Raw genomic sequence first — 6,399 nt, forward strand, 5'->3', positions numbered from 1 at the left:
CTCTTGTCATCGAAACCTAACTGAACTGACTTATAACCGTCTTTTTCAATGGTTCTGACCTGTAAAACCGAGCACGGACCAGCTTGGATAACTGTACAAGGAATGTTTTTTCCTTCTTCGTTAAACAAAGATGTCATACCGATTTTTTTACCAATAATACCTGACATTGTTTATATTATAATAAAATTTATCCTTTATTTATCATCATTTCAGGAAGTCTGAAGTAATTTCTACGTTTGATATAGGCATACTACGCTCCTAAAATGAGTGTGCAAATGTAAGAATAATTTTATTACTGACAAATATTTCATACAAAATATTTTGATTTTTAATCAATTAGAACATTCTGAACCAAAAGCACTGAAAACACGTCAGGATTTCTTTCCGTTCCGAAACAGGTAAGAATAAATGGGCTTTTACTTATTGTAAACGAGCCGCACTTTTATTATATGATACAGATATTTTCTGTAGGTCCGAAGGCGTTTGTACAGAAGACCGGTATCAGGGTTTTCAAAAAGTTAAGGAGCGGGAATACTGCAGTTATCGACGCATGAACACGGTGTAATTTTTGCTGCACTATCGGGTAATCAAATGAAACTATGAAAAAGATATTTTTCTTATTGCTGCTGCCGGGCTTTGTATGGTCCTTTGCGCAATCCCAACTGCCGTTTACCGGCAAAAGGGATTTTATGATCGAAGAAGGCATGAGCGGTTCCGGTACGCCGGCCTATTATCTGGATGTCAGGAAAAACGGGCATGTGTATTTCGGGTTTGTGCAGATCAATCAGGCCGATGGCAAAGAAACCACGGAAGAAATCGATGCGGGAGCCTATCATCCGGAGGTGATGAAAGTACATTTTAAAACATATAATGAAACATTCTATGTAAAGTTCAATAAGGAAAAAATTTACCTGACGGACAGTAAAGGAACTATTAAAAAATCTGATGACTGCTGCCCTGTTTCAGAAATGGCAGAGACGAATTGTCCATGCGCAGGAAAACTGTACCGCCGATGAAAACCCCGGGAATCCTTGTTTTATCCGCATTATTGTTCTTTATTTCCTGTTCTGAAAAGAAGATTCATCCCTATGCTTTTTATTACTGGAAAACAAAGCTGTCGCTCGATGTTGATGAGAAAAAAGCACTGGAACGCTCTACCACACCTTATCTGTATACCCGTTTTTTCGATGTAGATAAATCTGCCGGGAGATTCCGGCCGGTCGCAATGCTTACAAAAGATCCAAGCTTTAATACCGGAAAAAAGATAGTCCCTGTCGTCTTTATAACCAACCGTACGTTCTTTCAGATACAGCATCAAGATATTGCCCGGCTGGCAAAAAGCGTTAATGATCTCATCGGGAAAAAAGCGTTACAGTTCAGGCTGCCGGTGCATCCGGAAATCCAGATCGACTGCGATTGGACAGAAGGAACCCGGGAAGATTATTTTTTATTCCTGAAAGAGCTCAGGAAAATTTCCCGGAAAGAAATAACCTGCACACTGAGGCTTCATCAGGTAAAAGATAAAGCCCGGACAGGCATTCCGCCGGTTAGTAAAGTCTACCTGATGTGCTATTCTACCTCTTCACCGTTGGAAAATTCCAAAAAAAATTCTATCCTTGATACAGCTCTTCTGAAAAATTACCTGGCCGGGATTAATGAATATCCCATCCGCCATATCAAAATTGCACTGCCCATCTATTCCTGGGGAATTGTTACCAATCATCTCGGGAAGCACAGGCTGATCAATGCCATGTCCCGCAAAGACCTGGAAAATACATCTTTTAAAAGAATCTCTGAAGCAGAGGCTGAAGTGCTGAAAGACGGGTTTTATTTTGGACATTACCTGAACAAAGGATTCAGGATTAAGATAGAGGAAATTCCGGACGGCCAGCTCCGTGACGTTACAGGTTTCCTGGAAAGAAAAATAAAGCATTTTGACATTATCTATTATCAGCTGGACCGTAAATTTGTTACCGGACGGGAGCTGTAGCGCCAACACCTTCACATCGTAACTAACTGTCTCACAATTAAGACAGGACACATTGGAAATTATTTTCTATTTTTATACAGATGGAAAATAATGACACAAATGACCACCCATTTCATAAAACACATCCGTCCGCAGGACAGCCTCTCTTCTTTAGCCTCCAGAATCGGAATAACTGAAGAAGAACTGAAAATATTTCATAACCGGAACTGCGGAAAGATGGACAGGATCTGGTTCGGGAACCTTACCGGTGTTGAATTCATTCTGATTCCGACACTTTATCTCTCAGAACAAAAACTGAAGATCCTGCAAGAGAATATGCTTCCGCCTGCAGTATACTTTCCAGGTTTCCATGCTCCGGAATATCTTGTTTCAGAAACTTTTAAGGAATCCCGTCAGGAAAATTCAGAATGTAAGTATACGGTTCAGCTTACCGTCCGGAATAACGGAGACGGTTTTACCGCAGAACTGTCGGCAGAAGATTTCAGACTCAACGGCGCCGTCCCGGAGGATAAAGTGTCCTCACTTTCCCTGGATTGCATGAAGAGCATCTCCCCTGTTTCATTCAGGCTGTCAGCTGGAGGCAATGTAGCATCCTGTTCCGCACATCAGAACACCGTTGAAAAATTCAGGTCGAAAAGAAAACACCTCGAGGATTTTCATACCGGAGAACTTTCAGAAAAATACCTTGATACATTTGACGATGCTGTTTCTGATGAACCGTATTTCTTCAGGCGGATGCATTCGTGTTTATGGATCCGTTTATTATTTCCGGACCTGAAGTGGTTTCATCAGCAGGCAGGCTGGAAGGAAGAGTTTTTCATTCACAGCCATTCATTTCCTCTGCTGTTTCATTTTCACGCCGACTATTCCTTTGAAGATGCTGACTGTGCTGAAACCAGGATAACAGGAATACTTTCAGAATCCTGCAGCCTCAGGGAACTGCTCAAGGGAACCCGCATTGAAGAGGAAGATCCGGAAGATTTGATCCATGCTGAAATTCAGATCCGGTATTTTACCTATAAAGCAACCGGGCAATTGTATGAAGCGGAATCCTGTGTCAGCCTCTGGCATCAGGACCGGTTATTCCAGAAACACCTTGTCTACCTAACACAGAAATAAGATGAAAACATACGTATCACAACCACAGGACAGCTTTGCCGGCCTTGCAGAAAAATTCAACATCAAAGATGAAAATTATCTCAGGACATTCCATAACCTGAATTGTCCGGAAGAAAATATCATCCAAGGGGAAATTCCTGCAGGCACTGAGATCCTGATTCCGGAAGACCCTCAATATTTCGCAGAAGAACGGCATGCAGGGGAAGACGCAGATGAGATGAACGGGTATGGTAATGAAGCTGAAGATGAACAGCAGGATGAATCCTGTCAGGACGCTGAAGATGAACAGAAATATGAAGACCGAAACGGAAGCGGGCCAGCCGGTCACGACGGGAAATACTTTGTGATTCCCAAGGGCAAAGCGATATGTGATCAGGGAACCCGGTATCCTCATTTCAAAGTAACCAGCCACCACAAACATTACTGGAATAATGAAAGCGGGGAGCCCGATTATCTTGCCGTAACGGAAGACGACCTGCTTTTTGATCCGCCTGTCCAGTCTTTCGGTCAGTGCAGACTTAAACCAACTTCAGGAGGTTACCTTCCCTGCGCATGCATTCCTTCCGGAAAATGGCAGAATACTTACGATAAAGTGAAAGTCATGGACAAAAGCTGCCTAACGGAAATTTCAGAACTGAGGTGCATGACAGGCGGAAAGATCACTGTTCTGAAGCATGGCCAGCAGGCGGAGTTGGGGAAAAGCAATATCGGTAACGCTGATTCCAGAGCGCACCACCTCTATAATCCGTTGATAGACTTTGATGAATTCAGGGATGAAACGGGTGAAAACAATGAAGATGCCTGGTAATTAAAAAAACAACACCATTATGAAAAAAAAGGCGTAGCACAGATTTCAGGAGTGATAAAACCCATCGCTGGAAAAACCTATACGTACCAGGTAACAGGATGGTACCCGGATACCGAAGCAGACAAACGGAATCTGAAAGAGGTAACCTGGGAACTCTTTAAGCAGAGAAAAAACGGGAAGTTCACGTCCACCCGCATCAGGAAGAAAGGGATAAGCGATTTTACATTCGGTGAAAAAGCGATCGGATCCGTTTACAGACTGGAAGCTTATCTGTATGGGCCTGAAGGCGGCGGGCTCATCATCCGTCCGCAGCCCGGCAAAACCCCAAAGATCCTTAAGGTCGACCTTTTGTATACAGACGGTAGAAAAGGCAGTACTTTCAGCTTCATGGAAAAGTTGACAGCCAAAGCCTATTGTACCAACCTGCTGACGAAAGAGCTTACGTTTACGCTTTGGGAAGATGATGCGAAGGGGCCGGGACATCATACCGCGAATAAACCTATTGAAACAAAAACAGCAGAGGTCAACATCAACGGAACTGCGACAGTGGAATTCGTACTGACAAAAGCTTTGATGAGGAAAGCTATGCAGGGCGAGCCGGATCCGAAAGAGCTGGAGTTTTACGTAACGGCAGAATACTACGTCCATAAAAAGCATGCCACCGGCAATGTGGAAATAAAGAATCCCTTCCCTCCTCTTCCCCATGAAATCCGGCCAAAGCCCACCGACATCCCGAAAGCCAAAAATTCTCCTGCCGCTTCCAAGCCAACATCAGCAAAAGAAGACAAAGGCATCGGTGATATCATAACCGATAAGACAAAAGAACTCTGGGACTGGTGGGAAACTAAAGGAACCATAAAGAAAGAGCAGCCTCCCACCCGGCAGAAGCCTGATGGCAGGAGCCCGGCGATGGTGAAGGAACAGCAAATCAATAACACATGTTTTTGTAAAAAAGCCAATTTATACTGGGGAAAATATTTTAATTGCCAAGAACGTAAAAGAATTATAGAAATAGCATATAGATTAGGGAGTAAGCCAGATTATTTAACATCTGCAATGGCTTTAGAAACCGGAGGGACTTTTGATCCAAAACTTATAAATAGTAAGGGCTATACAGGATTGATTCAAATTGGAAAAGATGCAGCAGCAGATATTAATAGGAGAAAAAAGACCAACATTACATCTGGAAAAAATGGAAATCTGAAAAATATGACCAAATTTGAACAGCTGATCTATGTAGAATATTATCTTGAGCCATATAAAGGAAAATTAAATACTTTGGCAGATTTTTATTTAGCCATTTTAATGCCTGTTGACTGTGGGAAGGGAAATCAAAGAAATCATGTCGTATTTGATAAAAATTTAATATTAGATTACAATGCAAAAGGTGAAGTCATTAAAAACACAAAGTGGGTACGGAAAAATGGATACTCAGCAAATCCTGTTTTTCATAAAGAGGAAAATGAAGAAGGCAAAACTTATGTATGGGAGATTGCTAAAGAAATAGAGAAATGGTATAATAAAGGAGAATTAAATAAAGAATCCACTTTTTCCTGTCAACAAATAGCAGCAGATAAAAAAGATGTAGAATCAAATACTAAATGGCATGACCCTGTTGATAATCCTGAAATAGCATTGTTCAATTTCTATGGTAGTTACAATCCTACAGGATCATCCTTTGGACTTGTAAGAAATGCGGGCACAAAAAATCATCAGGGATTGGATATTTTTGCACCTAAAGGTACTCCGGTTAAGGCTTGCCTTGATGGAAAGGTAGTTTTAATTTCAGAAAATGCAGGATCATTTGGAAAATTTATTGTGATAGAAGTGAATAAAAATGATTTAGATAATGCTAAAATAGATTATAATTTGCAATATAAAGGAGAGAAAGAGAAAGGGCCTTTATTTGGAGATACAAATAAACGCTTTTTGAGATATGGACATCTTAGTGAAATAAGCGTTTTAAATAATCAAAGAGTAACAGCAGGGATGGAAATAGGAAAAAGTGGCAATAGCGGAAATGCAGCAAAACAAAGTGTGAAGGCAAGACATTTACATTTTGAAATTACAGATGCGGAAACGGCGGGAGATGGGTTAAGGAACAGACAAAATCCAGCATTTTATGTGAGATTAAAGACACCAGATAGAAAAACACAAGAAAACAATAAATATTAGTCAATGAAAAAATTTACAGTAAAAAATCTATTGATATTTTTTTTTCCTTTTGTTCTATTTAATTCATGCATTAATGATAAAGAAAACAAAAGGAAACCAATAAAAAATGAGCAGAGTGGCGTAGAAACAAATACTTTTAAAAAGAATAGTGATACAAGTTTAAAAGCGGATACATTAGGAGACAATGATGAAGAATTAATTGAAAATGAGGAATTAATTGAAAAGGCACACTTTGAAAGGTGGCAGGGAAAATACTATTTTTCTTTCAAATATACCGATAATATAGGTAAGGTATCAGACTTAAAAG

General features: G+C 40.6%; 6 protein-coding genes and 1 pseudogene. 6 read left to right on the forward strand and 1 reads right to left on the reverse strand.

The genetic code is table 11. The features are described from left to right. Nucleotides 1–167 (reverse strand): annotated as a pseudogene (locus tag QZ735_RS07035) (50S ribosomal protein L3); the annotation flags it as partial. A gap of 432 nt (nt 168–599) precedes the next feature. On the opposite strand from QZ735_RS07035, the gene QZ735_RS07040 reads away from it, so the two are divergent. The 6 genes from QZ735_RS07040 to QZ735_RS07065 all read left to right on the forward strand — a co-directional run. Beyond that, on the forward strand, nt 600–1,016 hold the full coding sequence (locus QZ735_RS07040) for a hypothetical protein (RefSeq protein WP_294246100.1): 417 nt from the start codon (nt 600–602) through the stop codon (nt 1,014–1,016). Continuing rightward, nucleotides 1,013–1,990: a hypothetical protein gene (locus QZ735_RS07045; RefSeq protein WP_294246103.1), complete on the forward strand. Its 978-nt coding sequence runs from the start codon at nt 1,013–1,015 to the stop codon at nt 1,988–1,990. Before QZ735_RS07040 ends, QZ735_RS07045 begins: the two co-directional genes overlap by 4 nt. Nucleotides 1,991–2,080: 90 nt before the next feature. After that, the gene (locus tag QZ735_RS07050) at nt 2,081–3,109 is read left to right on the forward strand and encodes a hypothetical protein (RefSeq protein ID WP_294246108.1); all 1,029 of its coding nucleotides are present in this window, start codon (nt 2,081–2,083) and stop codon (nt 3,107–3,109) included. Between the two features lies 1 nt (nt 3,110). After that, the gene (locus QZ735_RS07055; RefSeq protein WP_294246112.1) at nt 3,111–3,917 is read left to right on the forward strand and encodes a DUF4280 domain-containing protein; all 807 of its coding nucleotides are present in this window, start codon (nt 3,111–3,113) and stop codon (nt 3,915–3,917) included. A gap of 51 nt (nt 3,918–3,968) precedes the next feature. Further along, nucleotides 3,969–6,092: a M23 family metallopeptidase gene (locus tag QZ735_RS07060; protein ID WP_294246114.1), complete on the forward strand. Its 2,124-nt coding sequence runs from the start codon at nt 3,969–3,971 to the stop codon at nt 6,090–6,092. 3 nt (nt 6,093–6,095) lie between these two features. After that, nucleotides 6,096–6,399, forward strand: a 304-nt coding sequence (locus tag QZ735_RS07065) for a hypothetical protein (RefSeq protein WP_294246117.1), incomplete at its 3' end; no start/stop codon positions are given.

Source organism: uncultured Chryseobacterium sp. (assembly GCF_913776365.1).
In the GTDB taxonomy this organism is placed as follows: Bacteria; Bacteroidota; Bacteroidia; order Flavobacteriales; family Weeksellaceae; genus Chryseobacterium.

Bases quoted from the DNA above. Each gene is read 5' to 3' on its own strand.
- QZ735_RS07045 (WP_294246103.1), top strand. From the start codon at position 1,013: ATGAAAACCCCGGGAATCCTTGTTTTATCCGCATTATTGTTCTTTATT.
- QZ735_RS07050 (WP_294246108.1), top strand. From the start codon at position 2,081: ATGACACAAATGACCACCCATTTCATAAAACACATCCGTCCGCAGGAC.
- QZ735_RS07040 (WP_294246100.1), top strand. From the start codon at position 600: ATGAAAAAGATATTTTTCTTATTGCTGCTGCCGGGCTTTGTATGGTCC.
- QZ735_RS07055 (WP_294246112.1), top strand. From the start codon at position 3,111: ATGAAAACATACGTATCACAACCACAGGACAGCTTTGCCGGCCTTGCA.